This window comes from Anoxybacillus sp. EFIL, assembly GCF_013096955.1.
GTDB lineage: Bacteria > Bacillota > Bacilli > Bacillales > Anoxybacillaceae > Anoxybacillus > Anoxybacillus ayderensis.
Window position 1 is genome coordinate 125,967 of the sequence record NZ_SDLH01000007.1, and the last position, 22,696, is coordinate 148,662.

Annotated in this window: 21 protein-coding genes, 2 rRNA genes and 1 riboswitch; of the genes, 3 read left to right on the forward strand and 20 right to left on the reverse strand. The window is 43.3% G+C overall.

Features of this window, described 5'->3' with window-relative positions; translation table 11 throughout:
• Nucleotides 1–15: 15 nt before the first annotated feature.
• The 6 genes from ligA to ES017_RS11560 all read right to left on the reverse strand — a co-directional run bounded on the left by ligA (nucleotide 16) and on the right by ES017_RS11560 (nucleotide 8,121).
• On the reverse strand, nucleotides 16–2,022 hold the full coding sequence (ligA, locus tag ES017_RS11535) for an NAD-dependent DNA ligase LigA (protein ID WP_042536311.1): 2,007 nt from the start codon (nucleotides 2,020–2,022) through the stop codon (nucleotides 16–18).
• 5 nt (nucleotides 2,023–2,027) lie between these two features.
• Nucleotides 2,028–4,193 carry a DNA helicase PcrA gene (gene pcrA, locus ES017_RS11540; protein WP_042536323.1) on the reverse strand — a complete coding sequence of 722 codons (2,166 nt, stop codon included), beginning with the start codon at nucleotides 4,191–4,193 and terminating at the stop codon, nucleotides 2,028–2,030.
• 42 nt (nucleotides 4,194–4,235) lie between these two features.
• The gene (gene pcrB, locus ES017_RS11545) at nucleotides 4,236–4,931 is read right to left on the reverse strand and encodes a heptaprenylglyceryl phosphate synthase (RefSeq protein WP_042536309.1); all 696 of its coding nucleotides are present in this window, start codon (nucleotides 4,929–4,931) and stop codon (nucleotides 4,236–4,238) included.
• 62 nt (nucleotides 4,932–4,993) lie between these two features.
• Entirely contained in the window at nucleotides 4,994–5,311 is a 318-nt protein-coding gene (locus ES017_RS11550) for a YerC/YecD family TrpR-related protein (protein WP_006323616.1), read from the reverse strand.
• A 10-nt stretch (nucleotides 5,312–5,321) separates the two neighbouring features.
• The gene (locus ES017_RS11555) at nucleotides 5,322–6,344 is read right to left on the reverse strand and encodes a DUF3048 domain-containing protein (protein WP_042895174.1); all 1,023 of its coding nucleotides are present in this window, start codon (nucleotides 6,342–6,344) and stop codon (nucleotides 5,322–5,324) included.
• Nucleotides 6,345–6,378: 34 nt separating this feature from the next.
• Entirely contained in the window at nucleotides 6,379–8,121 is a 1,743-nt protein-coding gene (locus ES017_RS11560) for an adenine deaminase C-terminal domain-containing protein (RefSeq protein ID WP_075039671.1), read from the reverse strand.
• Nucleotides 8,122–8,206: 85 nt separating this feature from the next.
• Between ES017_RS11560 and ES017_RS11565 the strand changes: the two genes are divergently transcribed.
• Nucleotides 8,207–8,470 carry a YgaP family membrane protein gene (locus tag ES017_RS11565; protein WP_021095161.1) on the forward strand — a complete coding sequence of 88 codons (264 nt, stop codon included), beginning with the start codon at nucleotides 8,207–8,209 and terminating at the stop codon, nucleotides 8,468–8,470.
• Between the two features lie 50 nt (nucleotides 8,471–8,520).
• Entirely contained in the window at nucleotides 8,521–8,625 is a 105-nt protein-coding gene (locus tag ES017_RS16235) for an EYxxD motif small membrane protein (protein ID WP_021095160.1), read from the forward strand.
• On the opposite strand, the gene purD is transcribed toward ES017_RS16235, so the two are convergent.
• The 12 genes from purD to purE form a co-directional block, all read right to left on the reverse strand.
• On the reverse strand, nucleotides 8,588–9,868 hold the full coding sequence (gene purD / locus ES017_RS11570; protein ID WP_021095159.1) for a phosphoribosylamine--glycine ligase: 1,281 nt from the start codon (nucleotides 9,866–9,868) through the stop codon (nucleotides 8,588–8,590). The genes ES017_RS16235 and purD overlap by 38 nt on opposite strands.
• A gap of 15 nt (nucleotides 9,869–9,883) precedes the next feature.
• Complete coding sequence (purH, locus tag ES017_RS11575; protein ID WP_171335086.1) at nucleotides 9,884–11,419, reverse strand: bifunctional phosphoribosylaminoimidazolecarboxamide formyltransferase/IMP cyclohydrolase; 1,536 nt, start codon at nucleotides 11,417–11,419, stop codon at nucleotides 9,884–9,886.
• The gene (gene purN, locus ES017_RS11580; RefSeq protein WP_171335087.1) at nucleotides 11,397–11,999 is read right to left on the reverse strand and encodes a phosphoribosylglycinamide formyltransferase; all 603 of its coding nucleotides are present in this window, start codon (nucleotides 11,997–11,999) and stop codon (nucleotides 11,397–11,399) included. The genes purH and purN overlap by 23 nt, the downstream gene beginning before the upstream one ends.
• A complete protein-coding gene (gene purM, locus ES017_RS11585; protein WP_171335088.1) occupies nucleotides 11,996–13,033 on the reverse strand; it encodes a phosphoribosylformylglycinamidine cyclo-ligase in 1,038 nt (345 codons plus the stop codon). The genes purN and purM overlap by 4 nt, the downstream gene beginning before the upstream one ends.
• Entirely contained in the window at nucleotides 12,996–14,423 is a 1,428-nt protein-coding gene (purF, locus tag ES017_RS11590; protein ID WP_171335089.1) for an amidophosphoribosyltransferase, read from the reverse strand. The genes purM and purF overlap by 38 nt, the downstream gene beginning before the upstream one ends.
• The gene (gene purL / locus ES017_RS11595) at nucleotides 14,399–16,621 is read right to left on the reverse strand and encodes a phosphoribosylformylglycinamidine synthase subunit PurL (protein ID WP_171335090.1); all 2,223 of its coding nucleotides are present in this window, start codon (nucleotides 16,619–16,621) and stop codon (nucleotides 14,399–14,401) included. The genes purF and purL overlap by 25 nt, the downstream gene beginning before the upstream one ends.
• Nucleotides 16,605–17,291 (reverse strand): phosphoribosylformylglycinamidine synthase subunit PurQ, encoded by a 687-nt coding sequence (purQ, locus tag ES017_RS11600; protein WP_171335091.1) that lies wholly within the window; start codon nucleotides 17,289–17,291, stop codon nucleotides 16,605–16,607. The genes purL and purQ overlap by 17 nt, the downstream gene beginning before the upstream one ends.
• Nucleotides 17,288–17,542, reverse strand: coding sequence for a phosphoribosylformylglycinamidine synthase subunit PurS (purS, locus tag ES017_RS11605; RefSeq protein ID WP_171335092.1), 255 nt, complete (start codon nucleotides 17,540–17,542; stop codon nucleotides 17,288–17,290). The genes purQ and purS overlap by 4 nt, the downstream gene beginning before the upstream one ends.
• Nucleotides 17,530–18,252, reverse strand: a complete 723-nt coding sequence (purC, locus tag ES017_RS11610) for a phosphoribosylaminoimidazolesuccinocarboxamide synthase (RefSeq protein ID WP_021095151.1) — start codon at nucleotides 18,250–18,252, stop codon at nucleotides 17,530–17,532. Before purC ends, purS begins: the two co-directional genes overlap by 13 nt.
• 66 nt (nucleotides 18,253–18,318) lie before the next feature.
• Nucleotides 18,319–19,614: an adenylosuccinate lyase gene (gene purB, locus ES017_RS11615; protein WP_021095150.1), complete on the reverse strand. Its 1,296-nt coding sequence runs from the start codon at nucleotides 19,612–19,614 to the stop codon at nucleotides 18,319–18,321.
• Nucleotides 19,611–20,759, reverse strand: coding sequence for a 5-(carboxyamino)imidazole ribonucleotide synthase (purK, locus tag ES017_RS11620; RefSeq protein WP_021095149.1), 1,149 nt, complete (start codon nucleotides 20,757–20,759; stop codon nucleotides 19,611–19,613). The genes purB and purK overlap by 4 nt, the downstream gene beginning before the upstream one ends.
• Nucleotides 20,743–21,231: a 5-(carboxyamino)imidazole ribonucleotide mutase gene (purE, locus tag ES017_RS11625; RefSeq protein WP_021095148.1), complete on the reverse strand. Its 489-nt coding sequence runs from the start codon at nucleotides 21,229–21,231 to the stop codon at nucleotides 20,743–20,745. Before purE ends, purK begins: the two co-directional genes overlap by 17 nt.
• A 108-nt stretch (nucleotides 21,232–21,339) precedes the next feature.
• Nucleotides 21,340–21,441: riboswitch (purine riboswitch) on the reverse strand.
• A gap of 153 nt (nucleotides 21,442–21,594) precedes the next feature.
• Here purE and ES017_RS11630 point away from each other — a divergent pair.
• Complete coding sequence (locus tag ES017_RS11630) at nucleotides 21,595–21,984, forward strand: Hsp20/alpha crystallin family protein (RefSeq protein WP_021095147.1); 390 nt, start codon at nucleotides 21,595–21,597, stop codon at nucleotides 21,982–21,984.
• 128 nt (nucleotides 21,985–22,112) lie between these two features.
• Here ES017_RS11630 and rrf read toward each other — a convergent pair.
• Both rrf and ES017_RS11640 read right to left on the reverse strand, forming a co-directional pair.
• Nucleotides 22,113–22,229 (reverse strand): 5S ribosomal RNA (gene rrf / locus ES017_RS11635).
• Between the two features lie 233 nt (nucleotides 22,230–22,462).
• Nucleotides 22,463–22,696, reverse strand: a 23S ribosomal RNA gene (locus tag ES017_RS11640); the annotation flags it as partial.

Consider the following 22,696-nt stretch of genomic DNA (forward strand, 5'->3'; position numbering starts at 1 on the left):
CGTTCACACCTGCTTTTATTGTTGTATTTCTTGAAGAAAACGCGCTTCATCCCAAATCGTAATGCCAAGCTGTTTCGCTTTTTCTAATTTTGATCCAGCATCTTCACCTACAACGACAACGTCTGTTTTTTTACTGACACTTCCTGTCACTTTTCCACCTAGTGCTTCAATTTTTTCTTTTGCTTCGCTCCGCGACATTGATTGTAATGTGCCTGTTAAAACAAACGTCTTCCCAGCAAACGTTGAGCTTATATCCGCTGTCCGCTTCGCACCTTTATACGTCATATTGACGCCATATGCTCGCAAACGTTCAAGCAATTGCTTTACTTCTTCTTTTGAAAAATACGTCACAATTGAGTCCGCCATTTTTTCACCAATTTCATGAATGGCTGTTAGTTCTTCTTTCGTCGCTTGTTGAAGACGTTCCATCGTTTCAAAATGTTCCGCTAACGTTTTTGCCGCTTTTGCGCCCACGTGGCGAATACCAAGCCCGAACAATAAGCGCTCAAGTGAATTTTGTTTCGATGTTTCAATCGCTTGCAGTAAGTTTGTTGCTGATTTTTCTCCCATTCGTTCTAACGCGACAAGTTTGTCTTTCGTTAACGTATACAAATCCGCCACACTACGAACGAGACCGTGTTCAAATAGTTGAGCGATCACTTTTTCGCCTAATCCGTCAATATTCATCGCTTGGCGTGAAACGAAATGAGTAAGTCCCTCTCGAATTTGTGCCGGACATTGCGGATTGACGCAACGAAGCGCGACTTCATCATCGAGACGAACGAGTTCACTCGCGCATGCTGGGCAATGCGTCGGCATATCGAACGGCTTCTCTTGTCCTGTTCGCCGCTCTGGCAATGAACGCACAACCTCTGGAATAATATCGCCCGCTTTTTTAATGACGACGTAATCGCCAAGACGAATATCTTTTTCACGAATGTAGTCTTCATTATGGAGCGATGCACGCTGTACAATCGTACCTGCCACACGCACAGGCTGTAAAATAGCTGTTGGAGTGACCACACCTGTTCGACCGACACTTAGCTCAATATCAACAAGTTGTGTCACAACTTCTTCAGCCGGAAATTTATAAGCAATGGCCCAGCGTGGACTTTTCGCTGTCGCTCCTAGTTGCTTTTGTTGCGCAAACGCATCTACTTTAATGACGATTCCATCAATATCATACGGCAATGACGCGCGTCGCTCATGCCACTGTTCAATGTAAGAAAGTACATCATCTATCGTTTCGCATACTTGCCGAGCCGGATTTGTTTTAAATCCGAGCTCGTCTAAATAATTAAGCGACTCACTATGAGAAACGAATCCGAGCTCTTCTGCATTGACGACATGATATACAAATATATCTAACTGACGGGACGCGACGACTTTTGGATCAAGTTGACGAAGCGAGCCAGCTGCCGCGTTGCGCGGATTAGCAAACAATTCTTCTCCGTTCATTTTGCGCTTTTCATTTAGCTTTTCAAACGATTTTCGCGGCATATACGCTTCTCCACGCACTTCAATCGACACTTGTTTACGCAATCGAAGCGGCAATGAGCGAATCGTTTTTAAATTTTCTGTAATATCCTCTCCAGTCGTTCCATCTCCGCGTGTCGCTCCTTGTACGAAATAGCCATTTTCATAACGGAGCGATACGGCTAAACCGTCAATTTTCAATTCACATACGTAACGGACGTCACCAACTTCTTGGCGCACACGGCGGTCAAAATCTCGTAAATCCCCTTCATGAAAAGCGTTGCTTAAACTAAGCATCGGCACGCGGTGAAGCACCTTTGCAAACGCTTCTAACGGCGCTCCGCCAACGCGTTGCGACGGAGAATCCGGTGTTTTATATTTTGGATATTGTTCCTCTAACTCCATCAATTTTCTCATTAATTCATCGTACTCGGCATCAGAAATAGAAGGTTTGTCTAATACGTAATATTCATAGTTATATTTCTCAATTTGTTGGCGCAATTCGGCAATTTGCTTTTCAACGTCGTGTTGTGCCACGTTCTTCATCCTCTCTACACTTTCGTAATCGGAGCAAATTTCGCCAATAGTCGTTTAATGCCAATTGGGCTTGAAAAAGCGACATCTAGCTCTTGATCACCATCGCTTTCTTTTACGCGCACAATTGTCCCAATGCCCCACACTTTATGGCTCACCTTATCTCCTACGCGCCATCCTCCTTGCAACATGGTAGATGGACGTTGAGATGTCGCCTGTTGTTTCACTCGTTTATGTGCATATTCAATGAGCTCTTCAGGAATTTCATCAATAAAACGAGATGGGGCGTTAACATGCGTTTGCCCGAATAACGTACGCATATGCGCACGCGTTAAAAAAAGTTCTTCTTCCGCACGCGTAATGCCAACATACGCTAAACGTCGTTCCTCTTCCATTTCATCTTCATCGTTTAATGAGCGGTTATGCGGGAAGATCCCTTCTTCGAGTCCGACTAAAAAGACGACAGGAAACTCTAATCCTTTTGCAGAATGAAGTGTCATTAAAACAACCGCATCGTTTGTTTGCCCTTCATTATCATTATCAAGCTGATCGATATCCGCAACAAGCGCTAAGTCCGTTAAGAAGGCAACGAGCGACTTATCTTCGTTTACTTGTTCAAAATGTTGAGTAACTGATAAAAACTCGTCAATGTTTTCAAGTCGACTGTGTGCCTCTAACGTTTTTTCTTCACGAAGCATATCGCGATAACCTGAACGGTCGAGCACATCTTCGACAAGCTCCGTGACGGATAAATAGTGTTGCATTTGGCTCCAATGATGAATTTGTTCGCGAAATTGCACGAGCGGTGCAGCGATGCGAGCGCTAATTCCCATTTCTTCAATAGAACCGAGCGCATCAAACATCGATATTCCTCGGCTAGAAGCATATGCTGCAATTTTATCAATTGTTGATGCCCCAATGCCGCGTTTTGGAACGTTAATAATGCGTGTAAAACTAATGTCATCATTCGGATTCGCAATTAAGCGTAAATAAGCTAAAATATCTTTAATTTCTTTTCGGTCATAGAATTTTAAACCGCCAACAATTTTATATGGGATATTCGCCTTTAATAACATTTCTTCAAGCACGCGCGATTGCGCATTCGTTCGATATAAAACAGCAAAATCTTTATACGCTCGTTTTCCTGCATCGACATATTCTTTAATTTTTCCAACGACAAATTGCGCTTCATCTACTTCCGTCATCGCCTCATAATACACAAGTGCATGTCCCTCGCTATTCTCCGTCCAAAGCTTTTTCGGTTTTCGTTGCGTGTTATGCTCAATAACTGCATTGGCTGCTTGTAAAATACGTTTCGTCGAGCGGTAATTTTGCTCAAGCAAAATGACTTTGGCGTTCGGATAATCTTTTTCAAACGATAAAATGTTGCTAATATCGGCACCGCGCCAACGATAAATCGATTGATCAGAATCGCCGACCACACATAAGTTTTGAAATCGTTTCGCAAGCATGTTCACGAGCAAATATTGCGAGCGGTTCGTATCTTGATATTCATCGACATGAATGTACTGAAACTTTCGTTGATAATATTCCAACACTTCCGGAACACGTTGAAATAGTTGAATCGTCGTCATAATTAAGTCATCGAAATCAAGGGCATGATTGCGCAACAATCGCTTTTGATATTCTTTATACACATCCGCGACAAGCTTCTCATATGGACTTGCCGCTTGGTCGGCATATTTTTCTGGCGTCATCAATTCGTTTTTCGCGCTGCTAATTGTACCTAAAAGCGCACGTGGATCATATTTTTTTGGATCAATATTGCGATCTTTTAAAATATGTTTTAACACGGATAATTGATCGGTTGGATCCAGAATGGAAAAATTAGCATGAATGCCGATCCGATCGATGTCGCGTCGCAAAATGCGAACGCACATCGAGTGAAACGTAGAAATCCATATATCTTCCGCTTGCTTTCCAACGATTCGTTCTACACGTTCTTTCATTTCACGCGCTGCTTTGTTTGTAAATGTAATCGCTAAAATGTTCCATGGAGCAACATCTTTCTCCGCCATTAAATAAGCGATGCGATGCGTTAACACGCGCGTCTTTCCACTTCCTGCCCCCGCCATAATTAAAAGCGGACCTTCCGTCGTTTTCACAGCCTCTTTTTGTTTTTCATTTAATCCTTCCAACAGCATATGTGCTGACATACTCATTTTTTCACCACCAAAACATATGTTCTCTTTTTTATTCTCCATTTATGCCGATTTTCCTTTTACCGCTTCGACTGTTTGTAACGCCATTTGTAAATTTGTATAAATCGCATTTCCTACAACGACCGTGTCGGCCCACATCGCCATCTCTTTCGCTTGTTCAGGTGTATGAATGCCACCGCCATAAAACAAACGTGTGCGTTCTAGCGTCCGTTTCACTTTCTCTACAAGCGCCACATCTCCGTATCGCCCGCTATATTCCATGTAAAAAATTGGAAAATGGTACATATGTTCCGCCATTCGAGCATACGCAATAACATCTTCTTCTGTTACATTCGTTCGTGCACTCGTTAATGATGCCGCTTTACATTCGTCATTTAAAATACAATACCCTTCAACAAACAGTTCTTCCCAATTAATTAAGTCACCAAACTGTTTGACCGCTTCGTGATGCAAATCAATTAACCAAGTCAGATCACGGCTATTTAGCACCATTGGAATGAAATAATAGTCAAACCCAGGTGTAATCGCCTCAATATTTGATACTTCTAATGCACATGGAACGGAAAAACGGCGCACGCGCGCAAGCAAATCGATGACGTTTTCAAGGGTCACACCGTCTGTTCCGCCAACAATGATCGCATCCGTTCCTGATTCGCATACTTGTTCTAATTGTTCATCTGTTATCTCTTTATTCGGATCTAATTTAAACACATGGCGCCATGTTGTTATCTCATTCATGTTTTTTCACCTCATCTCATTATAACAAAAATCATAACAAAAAATCGTAAAAAGAAGCTGACTCATTGTGAGCCAGCCTCCTCTTGTTGTTCATTATAAATGCGATCGAGTGCCATCGCATACGCATCATTTCCGTAGTTTAAGCAACGTTTTACGCGCGAAATAGTCGCTGTGCTTGCCCCTGTTTCTGTTTCAATTTTATGATACGTATATCCTTCGCGCAACATGCGAGCTACTTCCAACCGTTGCGCAAGCGCTTGTATTTCATTGACGGTACATAAATCATCGAAAAAACGATAACATTCTTCTAAATCTTTCAATGACAAAATCGCGCGAAATAATTGGTCAAGCTCTCTGCCTCGCAATTTATTAATTTGCATATACGTCCCCCTATTCATATTGTACTTGCTTTAAGTCCGGAACGACTTGAATCCACGTTTTTCCTCGGGTAAATCCGAGCGGAACACCGTCTTTATAAGGAAGGAGGCGTCCGTCAATATTTTTCCACTCCACTTCCTGCACCGTTCCTTCTTGAAATAAATACCCTTTTCCACCTGATGTAAAGTCAATGTCTCTTCGACCATAGTCGTCAATAATTTGATGCATCGCTTCAATGACGAACACATTTTCTACCGCAATCGGTGTATTCGTCTCCCGATCCACTGTCGGCTCTCCACCGCTCGAACGAACATATTTCGTTCCGTCGTACGCATAATGAACGTGAGCATACGATCGTTTAGAGTACACCACATCAATATTCGTCGCTTTTACAGCGTTTGTCAAATCGTTTGTGAAAAATGGTAGCGGTCTGACTTCTTCTTCGAACGCATAGCCGTTTTTTTCAGCACCTTTTTTAATATTTTCAAAGGAAATGTACGAGTTGTGCGGTGCCTTTCGTGTGCGATCTCGCCAAAACAATGTTCCATCGTAAAACAGTCCATTGACATAATCCGCAGCACCAGATTTTAACAACTTCTGCGCCTCTGGACTCCATCCGTGACAGACATATAAAGCATGAAAGCCATTGCTTAATTGAATAAAGTAATCTCTTGCGCTTCGAACAGGGCCGATGATTTCAGGTTGCTCGCTTTGATAAATGGCTAACAGCCGTGTAATATCTCCTTCCGCAAGCACTTCATATACGATATCTGCTTTGTGTAATCCCGATTGAGGTCGTGCGGCAGGATAGTTATTAATCATCACCGCCACAGCTCGTTGCATCGTTTTTTCATTCGTTGGCATGCCTGTTAACGGAAACGTCCATGATGTTTCCTTTGTTTCTTTTTTATTTTCCTGTTCGACTGTTGTCGGTGGGGACTTGTTTTCTTTTACATTTGACTCTGTACGTTGACATCCGATGCTAAACAAAAACACCGCCATGATCATAAATAGAAAAAATAATCGCCGCAACATGAACCCAACCTTTCGTTTTCGTCCCTTTTATATTTTAACGCATTATTGTTGGAAAGAGTACTGTTTTATGCATCACATCGTAAATTCCTTTTGGTGTGATGCGAATGTAAGGTAAATGTGTCGACGATAAAAAGAGCAAAGTGTAAATCGGGTCAGCAAACGTATAGCCACGCGCTCGCAACAACTCTCCAAGCGTTTTTTCTTCTTCTATTAGCTCTTTCATCGGCTTCGCTGACATTAATCCGCCTAATGGAAGGGAAATGTCGTGGATGACTTCCCCGTGTTCACATAACACAATGCCGCCTCCCATTTGTTTCATCCGTTCAAATGCAACCAATAAATCGCGTTTACTTTTTCCGATCAAAAGAATATCTCCTGTATTTGAATACGAGCTAACAAGTGCTTGCACATGTGTCGCAAATCCTTTTAATACGGTGTTTACACGCCATTTTCCGTGACGATCAATAAGCATTAAAAAACTTTCATCGTGATCGGTTGATAACTCATCAGCAGATGTATCAATCGAAATCGAATATGGCTTAATAATGACTGAGTTTTCCATGTACATCCCTAATGGCATCGAAAATTGCAAATCATCCATCTGTAAATCCCAAGATAAAGAGAGCGGCGCAAGACCATGTACGTCCCATTCAACGGCTGAAAAAGCAGAGACAGGTACACCATCACGTTTGACCCACTGTCCGCTCGCTAAAACAGAAATCGGTGTCGGATTTGACGCATGTTCAAGAATGTTAATATGCGCAATGCGCCCTGGCGTAATGCTTCCGTGCAAATGATCGATATTGTAATAACGAGCGATGTTCCATGTGGCCATGCTGTATGCATCAATGTCACGTACTCCTTCTTGCAATGCGATGCGAATCATTTCGTCGATCAATCCTTTTTCATAAAAGGCAGGCGTCGATCCGTCTGTTGTAAACATGCATTGATCGTAATGATGAATACCGAATTGTTTCATCTCTTTAAGCAATGTCGGCAAATCCGGTCGGATGGACGAATGACGCAATGATACGGTATACCCGTGCATTAATCGCTTATACACATCGTTTCCGGTCATCGATTCATGATCAGCATCCGCCCCAAATAACTTCATTTTCGTCAGCGTACGATCTGAGGCGCCGGGAAAATGACCTTCCACTTTTTTACCAAGTTTTTTCGCCTCTTGCATCCAATGGAGAACGAAATCATCCCCTTCTAACAGTTTTGGCCATCCAGTCAATTCACCGACTTGTAACACCGCATCGTTTTCAAGCCATCCTTTCATGTTTTTATATGAAAAAAGATGTTCTTCTCCTTCCATTTCTGTTTGGGGATCAAGTCGGCACCACCAATACATCGTCACCGGTTGTTTTTCCATAGCGGACAAAAAAGAAAACGCTTTCTTTTTTGTCAACTGTAAAAAAAGAAATAAATTGTCGTTAATCAGTGTTGTCGTACCGAACTGCGCTGCATATTCAGCAAGCGTTTGGGGATTATATAACTGAAACGGATGAGCATGAGGCTCAATATAGCCAGGAACGAGCACTTGATTCGTGCAGTCGATGACTTCACATGAATTTAATTGCTTCGGTTTATTTGGACCGACGTACACAATCCGGTCGTCGCAAATCCATACGTTCCCTTGCACCCATTGACGTATGTATGGATGTAAATATGTTGCGTTCATTAACACTTTTGTTGGCGCTTGCTTTCCGTCAACTATCGCAACGTGTTTGCGAATTTGTTCACTTTTCCATCGATATCGTTTTTCCATCATGATCGCTTTCCTCCTAAATCGTACCATCATCTATACACATTTTAACGGATGAAAGCGAATTTCACAAACAAAAAGGAGGATTCACATGAAACAAAACATCGGTGTCATTAACGCGATGATTCGCATTACATTCGGGTTTACAATGCTTGCTTGGGCAACAGCAAGTCTTTCTCGCAAGCCGTGGCGCGAATCGTATATATGGGTCATCATGCTCGCTGCAATGAAAATTGCGGAAGGTATTGTTCGTTTCTGTCCTGTCATGGCGTTATTTGAACGGTATCAATGCCAATGTGATCACAACGATCAGAACGAAAAAGCGATTCCGATTGAACCAGTCAACCCTTCGTAACAATAACCCCCTTGTACACGTACAAGGGGGTAAAAAAGGAGAGAACGAATATGATTGCTGAATATATAACAGATACGTTTTTCATTCTTATTCTTTTAATCGGCAGCTTCGTTGCACTTAGTTTTGTATATGTTCGCAAGCGACGTGCCCGATAGCTTTATGGCCAATATCACGCCGATAAAACAGTTGATCGCATTCAATATGTTGCATTTCTTCGTACACAAGACGTTGTGCTTCTTTTAATGTTTTTCCGCTCGCAACAACAAGGAGCACTCGTCCCCCATCTGTTACCCACTCATCGTTTATACGCTTCGTGCCAGCATGGAAAATTTGCGCTTTCGTTACTTGTTCAAGCCCTCGAATAACAGCGCCTTTTTCATATTGTTCAGGATATCCTTTCGCCGCTAAAACAACCCCAACGGTTGCTTCATCGCTCCAATGTAATGTAATCGGTTGATCTTCTAAAAGCGAAACGATTACTTCAACAAGATCATTTTTTAACCGCGGTAAAATGACTTGCGCTTCTGGATCACCAAATCGCGCATTAAACTCAATTACCTTTGGTCCTTCCTCTGTTGCGATTAATCCGGCATATAAAAATCCTGTAAATGCACATCCTTCTTGTAGTAATGCCTTCGCTGTCGGCTTTACAATTGTTTCAATTGCTGCATAAACAGTTTGTTCACTTATTTGCGGAACAGGAGAATAGGCGCCCATCCCCCCTGTGTTCGGTCCTTGATCGCCATCAAACGCACGCTTATGATCTTGCGCAATAACCATCGGATAAACGTGTTCTCTATGCACAAACGCCATAAGTGAAAATTCTTCACCTTGTAAATATTGCTCAATAACAACTTGTGCACCAGCTTCACCGAACTTTTTTGCAACCATTATATCATGCAACGCATGAAGCGCTTCGTCGATCGTCATCGCCACCGTTACACCTTTTCCAGCAGCAAGTCCATCCGCTTTAATGACAATCGGAGCCCCTTGTTCACGCACATAATGAACAGCTTCCTCGTAATTTGTAAACGTCGCATAATTTGCGGTTGGGATGTTGTATTTTCTCATGATTTCTTTCGCAAACGCTTTGCTTCCTTCGATTAATGCGGCTTTTTGTTTCGGACCAAAAATGCGCAATCCTTCCCTTTCAAAACGATCGACAATACCAGCTAATAGCGGTGCTTCTGGACCAACGATCGTCAAATCGATCGCTTCTTTTTTCGCCCATTGCACGAGCGCTTCGACATCAGTTTCTGAAATTGGAACGCACGTAGCAATCGAATTCATTCCGTCATTTCCAGGCGCCACATATACATGATTGACACGTGGACTTTGCGATACTTTCCATGCAAGCGCGTGCTCGCGACCGCCACGTCCGATAATGAGCACTTTCATCCGTTGTCGCCCCCTTTAATGTTTAAAATGACGAACCCCTGTAAATACCATTGCAATTCCATATTCATTTGCTTTTTGAATGGAATCTTCATCACGAATCGAGCCGCCTGGCTGAATAATGGCAGTCACTCCCGCCTGTGCAGCGGCCTCAACGGTATCGCTCATCGGAAAAAAAGCATCAGAGGCTAATACAGCGCCTTTCGCATGCTCACCAGCTTGTTCTATCGCAATTTTTGCCGCTCCTACACGATTCATTTGTCCAGCGCCAACACCAATCGTCATTCCGTTTTTTGCTAGTACAATCGCATTCGACTTGACATGCTTCACCACACGCCAAGCAAACGTTAAATTCGCCCATTCTTCTTCGGTCGGCTTCCTTTCTGTCACGACTTGCAGCGTTGCATCATCAATTGTATATGTATCTTCATCTTGGACGAGCAATCCGCCGCGCACCGATACGATAAACGGCTCTTGTTTCCGCTCTGCTTGGAAATCAACAGTTAACAAACGAATGTTTTTCTTTCTCGTTAAAATGTCTAGCGCTTGTTCTGTAAATGACGGGGCGATAACGATTTCTAAAAAAATGTCGTTTAACTTCGCGGCCGTTTGCTCATCAACTTCACGATTTAACGCCACAATGCCGCCAAAAATCGACGTCGCATCAGCCTCATAAGCTTTTTGAAACGCTTCAGCGATCGTTTCACCGACACCCACTCCACACGGATTCATATGCTTCACCGCCACCGCTGCCGGTTCGGCAAATTCCGCAACAATTTGTAGCGCTGCGTTGGCATCGTTAATGTTGTTGTACGACAACTCTTTTCCGTGCAACTGCTTTGCTGCTGCAATAGAAAACGGTGAGCTGAGCGGTTTTTCGTAAAATGCAGCCGTTTGATGCGGATTTTCACCGTATCGTAACGATTGTTTTTTCACAAACGTCATCGTCATCGTTTCCGGATACGTTTCTCCAACAATGTTTGTCAAATATTGCGCAATCATCGCATCATATGCTGCTGTATGGCGAAATACTTTCGCAGCTAATGCCCGTCTCGTCTCAAGCAATACTTCGCCATATTGTTTGAGCTGTTCAATGACTAACTCATAGTCAGTAGGATCGACGACAGCTGTGACATAAGCATGGTTTTTCGCCGCCGCTCTCAGCATAGTCGGACCGCCAATATCGATATTTTCAATCGCTTCCATCAATGTCACGTTCGGCTTTGCAATCGTTTCTTGAAATGGATATAAATTAACAACGACAAAATCGATCGGTGTAATGTCATGTGCTTTCAGTTGCTGTTTATGTGTTTCGTCATCTCGAACAGCTAACAGCCCGCCATGAATGTTTGGATGTAATGTTTTCACCCGCCCATCTAAAATTTCTGGGAAGTTTGTGACATCAGAAATGCTTGTCACAGGGATTCCGTGTTCTGCTAATACACGCTTCGTGCCACCTGTTGAAATGATTTCCACTTCAAGCTCAGCTAGTTGCTTGGCGAATGTAACAATTCCTTTTTTATTTGACACGCTAATAATCGCTCGCTTTTTCATCTTCCGCCCTTCCTTTCTCACTTACCAGCTGCTGAATAACTTTCGGATACAATACATGCTCGATCTCATGAATACGACGCTCAACGCTTTCTAGCGGCTCTCCATCATCAATATATAGCGCTTGTTGCGCAATAATTGGTCCGATATCCATTCCTTCATCAACGTAATGCACGGTGACCCCCGTCACTTTCACGCCATAACGGTATGCTTGACCAATTGCATTTTTACCCGGAAACGACGGCAAAAGAGAAGGATGAATGTTTACAATTTTATTTGGGTACGCCTGTAAGAGCGTCGAACCGATGAGCCGCATATAGCCCGCAAGAACGATCCAGTCGATTTCTTTTTGTTGTAGTTGTTGTAAAATCTCACGTTCAAACTGTTGTTTTGTTTCGTAATGTTTAGGGTTAAAAACAAATACCGGCACGTGTTCACGAATCGCTCGTTCAATCACTTTGGCATGCGGTCGATCACATACGAGAAGCGCTACTTCTGCTTGAATATCTCCTTTTTTTACAGCATCGATAATCGCTTGAAAATTCGTTCCGCTTCCCGACGCAAAAATAGCTATTCGCTTCATTCGATTTTTCCCCCAGCAAACGATACACCTGCTCCCTCTTTGATCCGACCGATGATATATACTTTCTCTCCGCACGATTCAAGCAACTGCACAACGTCTGGCACAACATCGCTATCGACAGCTAATACAAAACCGATTCCCATATTAAAAATATTGAACATTTCCATTCGTTGTAGTTGTCCATGTTGTTGTAAAAAGTTAAAAATCGGTGGAATCGGCCATGAACCGTAGTCTATTTCGGCTTGCAATCCTTTTGGCAACATACGTGGAATGTTTTCGATAAAACCGCCCCCTGTAATATGTGCCATTCCTTTCACACGAAATTGTTTTAATGCCTCAAGTACCGATCGGACGTAAATGCGTGTAGGCGTTAACAACTCCTCGCCAAGCGAGCGAGAAAACGGTTCATATATATGATTTAACTGTAAATGAGCATCTTTTATAATTTTTCTAACAAGCGAATATCCATTACTATGCAAACCACTTGAAGCTAAACCGATTAGCACATCACCAGGGACAATCGCCTCACCTGTCACGAGCTTTTCTTTTTCTACCACACCAACTGCAAACCCAGCTACATCATATTCATCTTCACCGTACATGCCTGGCATTTCTGCTGTTTCCCCTCCAATGAGCGCACAGCCTGCTTCGATGCAACCATCAGAAATTCCTTTTACAATATGCTCGATTTTTTCAGGTACTGCTTTTCCGCAGGCGATGTAGTCAAGGAAAAAAAGCGGCTCTGCTCCTTGTACGACAATATCATTCACACACATCGCTACACAGTCTACTCCAATTTTATCGTGCCGATCTAAAGCGAACGCAAGCATCAGTTTCGTTCCTACTCCGTCTGTTCCTGATACAAGGACAGGTTGTTTATACCCGAGCAAAGATAGATCAAACGTTCCTCCAAAGCCGCCTAAGCTTCCAAATACACCCATCCGAGCTGTTTTTGCGACATGTTTTTTCATCCGCTCTACAGCTTCATAACCAGCTTCAATATTCACACCAGCTTGCTTGTACGCATGTGCCAACGTGCTCCCCTCCTATCTTCGTCGGATATTGACCTGTAAAACAAGCTAAACATTGCCCACAGTTTGCGGAATCGTTCGGTCTTCCAATAGCTTGCAAAAGCCCTTCTTGGCTTAAAAACGCAAGGGAGTCCGCTTCAATGAGTTGTCGAATTTGTTCGATGGTATGATTAGCTGCAATCAGCTCTTCTCTCGTTGATGTATCAATACCATAAAAACATGGATGCGTAATTGGTGGGGAGCTAATGCGCACATGCACTTCCGTTGCTCCTGCCTCACGAAGCATGCGTACAATACGCTTGCTCGTCGTTCCACGCACAATAGAGTCATCAACCATGACGACTCGTTTCCCTGCTACAACCCCTCGAACGGGCGACAGTTTCATTTTTACCCCTTGTTCCCGAAGTGATTGCGACGGTTGAATAAACGTCCGTCCAACATACCGATTTTTAATTAACCCTAACTCGTATGGAATACCTGTTGCTTCCGCATAACCAATGGCTACCGAAATACTTGAATCCGGTACACCAGTGACGATATCTGCTTCAACAGGTGCTTCAAATGCTAATCGCTTCCCAAGATTTTTTCTCGCGGTATGAATGTTAATGCCATCCACATTGCTATCCGGACGAGCGAAATAAATATATTCCATACTGCAAATGGAGCGAGCGACCTTAGGAGCAAAACGTTCAGAGCGAACACCTTGCTTATTGATCATAATGAGCTCCCCCGGTTCCACTTCTCGCTCGTATGTGGCACCAATGACATCAAACGCACACGTTTCCGACGCCACAACGTACGCCTCGCCTAAACGTCCAAGCGATAAAGGGCGAAAGCCATGTGGATCAAGAGCGATATACATTTCTGTTTCCGTTAAAATTAAAAAGGCAAAAGCGCCACGTAAATGCGTCAACGCTTCTTTAATCCTCTCTTTTAAAATCGGTTCATCGCTACGCTTAATTAAATGAGCGAGCACTTCTGTATCAGACGTCGTTTGAAAAATACTTCCTTGTTGCTCTAAACGCAAGCGTAACTCATCGGCATTGACTAAATTTCCGTTATGTGCAAGCGCTAAACTGCCACCTTGAGAACGGAACAAAAGCGGTTGAACATTCGTATATCCGCCCCCACCAGCAGTAGAGTAACGGACGTGGCCGATCGCAGCCATGCCCGTTAATTGTTCTAGTTCACCGCGACTAAACACCTCTGTGACTAAACCAAGTCCTTTATGAAATTGTAACGTTCCGTTGCCTCCAACAACAATTCCTGCACCTTCTTGTCCACGATGTTGTAAACTGTGCAATCCGTAATACGTCAACGTTGCTGCTTCCTCATGTCCCCAAATGCCAAAAATCCCACACTCTTCATTTAATCCTTTGATTTCAGCAAGCATGGAATAGCTCCTTTCCATACATTTCGCATCGTTTCTACTGGAACGTGGAGAATGCATGTATCTCCATTTGTCACATGAAGCGTTCCATCGTTTGTCACTTCTCCGATACATGCTGCTTGAACAAGCTGTTCAAACGTTTGTTGATGTTCCTTTTTCACAGAAACGACAAAGCGTGATTGCGTTTCGCTAAATAGTTCAGAAACGACGTCGCCACTAATCGTCACACGTGCACCTAAACCTTGGGCATCGATTAAACATTCCGCAAGCGCAACCGCTAGACCACCCTCGGATACATCGTGCGCAGAGGCCACAACTCCCGCCCGAATAGCAGTGAGAAGCTGTCGTTGTCTTGTCGCCTCAACGTGTAAATCAATCGTTGGAGCTTTACCGAAAATGCGGCCTGTTAACCATTTTTGTAGCTCGCTCCCGCCAAATTCTCGCTTAGCTTCCCCAATGACATAAATCAAGTCGCCAGGTTGTTTAAATGTTTGTGTCGTAATATGGCTGATATGTTCAACGACCCCAACCATGCCGACAATCGGTGTCGGATAAATGGCTTCGCCGTTCGTTTCATTATAAAGCGATACATTTCCGCTAATGACAGGCGTCTCTAGCACTCGACACGCTTCACTCATTCCTTCTACCGCTTTTTCTAGTTGCCAAAAAATTTCTGGTTTTTCCGGATTTCCAAAATTCAAACAATCGGTAACGGCAAGTGGCTGAGCACCGGAACATACGATGTTGCGTGCTGCTTCTGCGATCGCAATTTTCCCACCGACTTCTGGATCTAAATATACGTAGCGAGAATTACAATCGGTTGTCATCGCCAGCGCTTTATTTGTGCCACGAATGCGTAAAACAGCTGCATCAGACCCTGGAGCAACAACCGTATTTGTTCGCACCATATAATCGTATTGTTCATACACCCATTCTTTACTTGCAATCGTTGGCTGACTTAATAGCGCAAGCAGCGTTTCTTCGTAATTATCAACTGTCGGTGTGTATTCCATCGCTTGGAACTCCCGATAATACGCTGGTTCTTGCGAAGGTTTATGATAAACAGGCGCATCTTTGGCAAGCGCATCAACCGGGATTTCAGCAACGACTTCTCCGCGATGATACAACCGCAACATATGATCATCTGTTACACGGCCAATCGCTTTCGCCTCGAGTCCGTATTTTGCAAATACATCTGCAATTTCTTGTTCACGACCTTTTTTGACGACAAGAAGCATGCGCTCTTGTGACTCGGATAACATCATTTCATACGGCGTCATCCCTGTTTCGCGTTGTGGCACGAGATCTAAATTCAGTTCGATCCCAGAACCTGCTTTGCTCGCCATTTCCGCTGACGAGCTTGTTAAGCCAGCAGCTCCCATATCTTGCATCCCAACAAGCGCATCGGAATGAATGACTTCTAAACAAGCTTCAAGGAGCAATTTTTCCATAAATGGATCTCCGACTTGCACAGCTGGACGTTTTTGTTCAGATTGTTCCGTTAATTCTTCCGATGCAAATGTCGCTCCGTGAATTCCGTCACGCCCCGTTTTTGCTCCGACATACATGACCGTATTTCCAACGCCTGATGCGATTCCTTTTTGAATATCTTCATGGCGAATAAGCCCAACGCACATGGCATTTACAAGCGGATTCCCTTCGTATACCGCATCAAATTGCACTTCACCGCCAACGGTCGGAATGCCGACGCAATTTCCGTATCCAGCAATGCCTGCGACAACGCGCTCAAATAAATATTTCACACGCGGTGACGTTAATTCGCCAAAGCGAAGCGAGTTTAATAATGCAATTGGTCGCGCACCCATTGAGAATACATCGCGAATAATTCCTCCAACACCCGTTGCAGCTCCTTGGTACGGTTCAATCGCAGACGGGTGGTTATGGCTTTCAATTTTAAACGCTACCGCTAATCCATCCCCGATATCTACAATGCCTGCACCTTCTCCTGGCCCTTGGAGCACATGCTTTCCTTCCGTTGGAAACTTTTTTAATACAGGCTTCGAATTTTTATAGCTGCAATGTTCCGACCACATGACAGAGAAAATGCCCGTTTCTGTATAATTTGGCGAGCGCCCAAGAATACGTTCCACCATCGCAAATTCTTCGTCTGTTAATCCCATTTCACGATATAATTTTTGCTCTTTAATTATTGCTGGACTTGGCTCAAGTAGTAACGACATGTGCGTCCCTCCAATATGTCACAATTGATTGAAATAGTTTTAATCCATCAGCTCCTCCAAGCAATTCATGAACAGCTCGTTCAGGGTGTGGCATCATGCCGAGCACGTTTCCTTTCTCATTCACGATGCCCGCAATATTATGCAAACTACCGTTTGGATTTTCTCCCTCGTATCGAAAAACGATTTGGTTGTTGGCAATGAGCTGTTGTAACGTTTGTTCATCACAATAATAGTTTCCTTCTCCGTGTGCAATCGGAATCGTAATGATTTCTCCCCGTTCGTATTGAGATGTAAACATCGTTTCGTTATTTTCAACACGGAGCTTTACCGGGCGGCAAATAAACGTTAACTTATTGTTGCGTCGCATCGCCCCTGGAAGAAGCCCTGCTTCGAGTAAAATTTGAAATCCGTTACATACACCTAAAATCGGTTTTCCGTCATCGGCTGCTTTTTTGATCGCTTTCATCACGTTAGAAAAACGGGCAATCGCTCCAGAGCGTAAATAATCACCATATGAAAAACCGCCCGGTAACAGAATCGCATCAAACTCATCTAAACAATCTGCATCATGCCAAACGTATTCCACTTCTTCTCCTAATTCATCCGAAATGGCATGATACATGTCGATATCACAGTTTGAACCTGGAAATACAACGACCGCAAATTTCACTGAACGACGACCTCCTCAATCTCATAGCGATAATCTTCAATGACTGTGTTCGCTAACAATTTTTCACACATTTCCTTCACGATTGCATCAATATCGCGGTCGCTTTTTTCCACGATCAACTCCATAAACTTTCCAATCCGTACATCTTGCACTTCACCATAGTTTAAGCTATGCAATGCCCCTTTCACCGCATTGCCTTGTGGATCTAATACGTTTTCACGCAATGTGACATACACCTTTACTTTATACATGATAATCCTCCTAATCGTTGTAAAAGTTTCGTATATGTTTCTGTTAAGTCGCCTAAATCGCGGCGAAATACATCTTTATCAAATTTCTCTTTCGTGTGTACATCCCATAATCGACACGTATCTGGGGAAATTTCATCCGCCAACAGCACCGCTCCCGTTTCATCTTTTCCAAACTCTAATTTAAAATCGACAAGCTGTAAGTCACACGAGCGAAATAAAGAAGTTAAAATGTCGTTCACGCGAAACGCCATTTGCTTCATGTGCACGAGCTCATCGGGGGTAGCAAGCTGCAACAGAGCGATATGATCTTCTGTTAATAGAGGATCGCCTAAGTCGTCATTTTTGTAGTAAAATTCTACAATCGGCTTCTCGATGACGGCCCCTTCCTGAAGACCGATTCGTTTCGCTAGACTACCGGCGACAATATTGCGGACAACAACTTCGAGGGGAATAATCGTCACTTGTCGCACAAGCTGTTCGGTGTCAGATATTTTACGAATAAAATGATTGTTCACACCCGCTTCATGCAACAAGGAAAATAGTAAACTCGTAATCTCGTTATTTAATCTCCCTTTTCCAGCAATCGTTGCCTTTTTCTCACCATTAAATGCCGTTGCTTCATCTTTATATTCAATCCATAACATCCCTTTTTCATTTGTTGCATACACTTTTTTCGCTTTTCCTTCATATAGAAGGTGTTGCTTTTCCATGTTCTCTCCCCCATTTATCCAGAATATTAGCAACTTTTTATATATAGGTAAGGCAATCTGCCTTACCTACTGCAAACCAAGTCGGCTAAAAATCGTATCAACATGTTTTAAATGATAGTTGTAATCAAAGCAATCTGCGATTTGTTCCTTTGTTAAACGACTTGTAATTACTTCGTCTGCTTCAATTAACGAGCGGAACGGCACTTGTTTTTCCCACGCTTCCATCGCTTTCGGCTGTACAAGATCATATGCTTCCTCGCGCGTCATCCCTGTATCAATAAGCGCCAATAATACGCGCTGCGAATAAATAAGTCCCAGGGTACGATCCATATTTTTCTTCATGTTTTCAGGGAATACCGTCAAGTTTTTCACAATGTTTGTAAAACGATGAAGCATGTAGTTTAGAGCGATCGTTGCATCCGGTAAAATAATACGCTCCGCAGACGAGTGTGAAATGTCGCGTTCATGCCAAAGCGGTACATTTTCATAGGCAGTTAACATATAGCCGCGAATGACGCGCGCCATGCCTGTCATGTTTTCTGAACCGATCGGATTGCGCTTATGCGGCATAGCTGATGAGCCTTTTTGTCCCTTTGCAAAAAATTCTTCCACTTCACGCGTTTCACTTTTTTGTAATCCACGAATTTCAACTGCAAATTTTTCAATGGATGTCGCAATTAAAGCGAGCGTCGCCATGTAGTGCGCATGACGATCACGCTGCAATGTTTGCGTTGAAATTGGTGCAGGCTGTAAGCCAAGTTTTTCACATACGTACTGTTCGACAAACGGATCAATGTTTGCATACGTGCCAACCGCACCAGAAATTTTTCCAACGCGCACGGTTTCCGCCGCTTGCTTAAAACGTTCCAAATTTCGCTCCATTTCTGCATACCAAAGCGCCAATTTTAATCCGAACGTTGTCGGTTCAGCATGCACACCGTGTGTCCGCCCCATCATCACCGTATATTTATGTTCGATCGCCTTCTCCTTTAATACCGCAATAAAATTTTCTAAATCGCGCAATAAAATTTCATTTGCTTGTTTTAGTAAATACGATAATGCTGTATCAACGACATCCGTAGATGTAAGGCCGTAATGTACCCATTTTCGCTCTTCTCCTAACGTCTCTGATACGGCACGCGTAAAGGCAACAACATCATGGCGCGTTTCTTCTTCAATTTCTTTAATACGTTCAATGTTAAATGATGCATGTTGACGAATTTTTTCCACATCTTCTTTCGGAATGACACCTAATTCTGCCCATGCTTCACACGCTAAAATTTCGACTTCTAACCAAGCACGAAACCGGTTTTCCTCCGTCCAAATCGCTCCCATTTCCGGTCTTGTGTAACGTTCAATCATACGTTCATCCTCCGATCTGTCCAAATCGCAAATTCGTCTATTTTTCGTTGCACCTCATCGACATCGTCAACTAACCACGTGATATGCCCCATTTTCCGCTTCGGCTTCGCTTCTTTTTTTCCATAAAAGTGAACATGAGCATCACGAAATTGATCGATGTTTCGGATCACGTCGTCAACATGTTCTCCTAAAATATTGACCATAATTGAAGGTTTTAATAATTTCGTACTGCCAAGCGGCCAATTGCACACAGCACGAATATGTTGTTGAAATTGCGATGTGATACAACCGTTTATTGTATAATGACCTGAGTTGTGCGGTCTAGGGGCAAGTTCGTTAACATATAATTGCCCGTCTTTTGTCAAAAACATTTCAATTGCTAACGTGCCAACGAGTTGGAACGCTCCTGCTAACTGTTTCGCATATGTTTCTGCCTGTTCGATAATTGAACGACTAACTTGGGCAGGAGCAATTGTTTCATGCAAAATGTTGTCGCGATGAATGTTTTCAACGACAGGAAAAAGCGCCATTTCACCAGAAACATTTCGGGCAACGATAATAGATAACTCTTTTACAAACGGTATCCATGCTTCCAATACACACTCACCATAAGTTAAAAGGGAACGTGCGGTACCTATATCATTTAAGCAACGAATGACAACTTGCCCTTTCCCATCATATCCACCCCGACACGTTTTCAACACAGATGGAATACCAATCTCTTGAATCGCTTCTTCTAACTCTTCTTCTTTAAGTACGAGACGATAAGGCGCAACAGGTAAGCCTACAGACTGAACGGCTCGTTTTTCTTTCCAGCGATGTTGTGTCATAGCAAGCAACTCGCTTCCTTGCGGCACGTATCCCTTCTTTGCCAACCGTTTTAATGCGTCGGCATCAATGTTTTCAAACTCATACGTAACGACATCACTTATTTCAGCTAATTGATGTAACGCTTCTTCATCGCTATATGAAGCAACAATTTCAATATCAGCTACTTGAGCACACGGAGATTGTGGGGTAGGGTCGAGTACTGCCACAAAAAATCCCATCTCTTTTGCCGCAATCGCCATCATTCTTCCTAGTTGTCCTCCACCAATAATACCGATCGTTTGACCTGGAACAATCGTTTTATTCAAGCTGATCACTACTTTCCATCACTTGTTTTCGAATCGCTTCACGTCGCTTGCGCAATGCTTCCATATACGTTGGCTCATACGTTCCAAGAATCGAAACGGCAAGCAACGCTGCGTTTATCGCACCTGCTTTTCCGATTGCCACTGTCGCTACTGGCACTCCACCTGGCATTTGAACAATGGAGAGTAAAGAATCTAAACCGTTGAGCGTCTGGGATTTTATTGGTACCCCAATGACAGGAAGCGTCGTTTTTGCTGCTACCATTCCCGGTAAATGTGCAGCCCCGCCCGCTCCAGCAATGATCACTTTTATTCCGCGCTCTTCCGCTGATTCGGCATATGCAAACATATAGTCTGGCGTACGATGGGCTGAAACAACTTTTTTTTCGAACGGAACATGTAACTCTTCTAATATATCGCACGCATAACGCATCGTTTCCCAGTCTGACTGACTGCCCATAATAACAGCTACAAGTGACTGCATCTATATTTTCACCTCTTTTTATCATTCAGAAAAAAATCCAGAACGATGCCCTCGATAATAAGGGAAAGCATCGTTCTGGACATATTTCGCCCATGGGGTGAAAAAAGCCAATAAGATCCTTTCCCTCATAGTCCAATAATTTACGGTTATTGGGTAGAGACTTTCGGGCCATATTCCCAAAATTATATGAGGGTTCCATAACGTATTCACTTACTTTCATCTTACCAACCATTTTTAATGGATGTCAACACAAAATCGAACATTTTTAAAAATGAAATATTTAATGTTCGGTTTTTACTTAAAAATCACCATTTTATTTATTGTATCGTATAGTAAAAAGAAAAAGAGAAAGGAGGAAAACTAATGGACTGGACGAAACAATGGGAAGCGTTTTTTTCTAATCCTTTTTGGAATTCATCAAACGTTTTTTCTTCTCACACACCTGGCATCAATATGTATCGTCGTGAAAATGAATTACTCGTCATCGTTGCAATCCCAGGTTTAGAGGATGTACACGATGCGGAAGTATATATTCATTATAATACGTTAGAAATCAAAGCGAACGTTCAATTACATTTTGAAGGGTTTGAATTAATTGAAGAAGGCATTACACAAGGACCGTTTGAGCGAGTCATGCAACTTCCTTTCCCTGTAGGAGAAAAAGTCGACGCTGTATACGAGAATGGGCTACTTTTTATTCATCTTCATCGCCTCGTTCCCGATCATATAAAAAGAAAAGTAGAAATTAAATAAAAAATGAGCTAACCAATATCGGTTAGCTCTTCACTATGGGGGAGAGGATTGTAAAAGCGTTAAACGCAAATACATGGACAAAAAAAGTTAGAGAACAAAATGGAGATGCTCTCTAACTTGCTATGTCCGCCCGGCAACGTCCTACTCTCGCAGGCGGTGTCCCGCCAACTACCATCGGCGCTGGAGAGCTTAACTTCCGTGTTCGGGATGGGAACGGGTGTGACCTCTCCGCCATCGTCACCGAGCAAACATGCTTTTTCATAGCGCCATGTTAGGCGTGAAGGATTATTCCTTCAAAACTAGATAACAGGTTTTGTGTAGTCGCCTACGCTTTTCTTGTGTCTAGCTTCGAACTAACATCCTCCTACGCCTTCGCTTTTTCCGTTCGACGTGCACGCACGTCTTCGTCAAAAGCTTTTGGCTCTGTCGGATGTTTTCTTGACTACGTCAAGAACCGTTCTCCGCTTTTCTTGTGTGCTTAGTTAAGTCCTCGATCGATTAGTATCCGTCAGCTGCACGTGTCGCCACGCGTCCACCTCGGACCTATCTACCTTGTCATCTTCAAGGGATCTTACTCGCTTGACGCGATGGGAAATCTCATCTTGAGGGGGGCTTCACGCTTAGATGCTTTCAGCGCTTATCCCTTCCGCACATAGCTACCCAGCTGTGCCCCTGGCGGGACAACTGGTACACCAGCGGTGCGTCCATCCCG